The sequence below is a fragment of the Ruegeria intermedia genome, assembly GCF_900129345.1.
Classification (GTDB): Bacteria; Pseudomonadota; Alphaproteobacteria; order Rhodobacterales; family Rhodobacteraceae; genus Ruegeria; species Ruegeria intermedia.
Genome location: NZ_FQVK01000071.1, coordinates 1 through 1445 on the forward strand (window position 1 = coordinate 1; position 1445 = coordinate 1445).

The window sequence follows — 1445 nt, forward strand, 5'->3', positions numbered from 1 at the left end:
AGCGTGGCCATGTAGCGGTGCGCGGCGTCGAAGGGGATCACGGCCAGCCGGGCGATGCCCCGCCGCTCCTCCAACCGCCCGGCCTTTTCGGCCAGTACCAGAAGCGCGGCCTCCATCGGGTCTCCGGTGATCGCGCGGCCGTCCGGGCCATCGACGAGCGCGCTGTCGTTGCAGGCCATGCCGGCTTCGATGAGCGCGGCCAATGCGGTATCCTCGCCGTTCGCGCCGGCTTCGGGGAGAATCTCGCCATCCGGCAGGTAGCCGTCGCCCGTCACCTGGTAGCTGTCGGTGCGGGTGGTCACCTCGGCAGCCATCATCTCGTTGCGGGTCAGCGTGCCGGTCTTGTCGGTGCAGATCACCGTCAGCGCGCCGAGCGTCTCGATCGCCGGCAGGCGGCGGACGATGGCGTGGCGGTCGGCCATCTTGCGCACGCCCACCGCCAGCGTGATCGTCAGCACCGCCGGCAGCCCCTCGGGGATCGCCGCGACCGCGAGCCCGACGACGGTCATGAACAGCTCTTCGAACGGGTGGTGTTGGACGAAATGGCCGTAGATCAGAAGCAGCCCCGCGCCGAACAGGATCAGCGCCGTGATCCAGCGGGCAAAGGCGTCCATCTTGCGCAACAGCGGCGTGGTCAGTTCCTCGACCCCGCCCAGCATCCCGCTGATCCGGCCGATCTCGGTCGCGCTGCCGGTCGCGGTCACGACCGCGCGGCCCTGTCCGGCCACGATGAGCGTGCCCGAGAACAGCATGTTCCTGCGCTCGCCCAGCGGGGCGTCTTCGGCGACCGCCTCGGTGGATTTCTCGACCGGCACGGATTCGCCCGTGAGGATCGCTTCCTGCGCCTTCAGGCGGCTGGCCTCGATCAGCCGGGCGTCGGCCGGCACACGGTCGCCGGCCTCGACCAGGATCACGTCGCCGGGAACGAGTTGTTCGGCCGGGACGCGCAGCCGCTGGCCGTCGCGCAGCACCGTGGCCTGCGGCGCCAGCATCCTGTGCAGCGCGGCGATGGCGGCCTCGGCGCGGCCTTCCTGCACGAAGCCGATGATTGCGTTGACCACCACCACGGCGAGGATCACCCCGGTGTCGATCCAGTGGCCGAGCCCGGCCGTGATCGCCGCGGCCGCCAGCAGGACGTAGATCAGCAGGTTGTTGAACTGCCGCAGGAAGCGGCGCAGCGGGCCGGCGCGCCGGCCCTCGGGCAGCGCATTCGGCCCGTATTGCGCCAGCCGTCTCGAGGCTTCCCCCTGCGACAAGCCATCGGGCGATGATTCGAGGGCGACCAGCGCGTCGAGGCTTTCCGTGGCGTGCCATTTCCCACCGGCTTCGACGGTAGTGGGGCGTTCGACGGCGGGCGGTTGGTGCATCGGCTGGTTCATGGTCCTGTTGGTTCAAATCCGGTTGTCATGTCGTATCTGGAGGAAGCCTCACGTCACGCCGTTGAG

General features: G+C 69.6%; 1 protein-coding gene. It reads right to left on the minus strand.

Annotated features, from left to right (window positions below; all coding sequences use genetic code 11):
* Positions 1-1379: cation-translocating P-type ATPase (locus F3H26_RS19225; RefSeq protein ID WP_223162598.1), on the minus strand; the 1379-nt coding region annotated here is incomplete at its 3' end.
* Positions 1380-1445 lie beyond the last annotated feature (66 nt).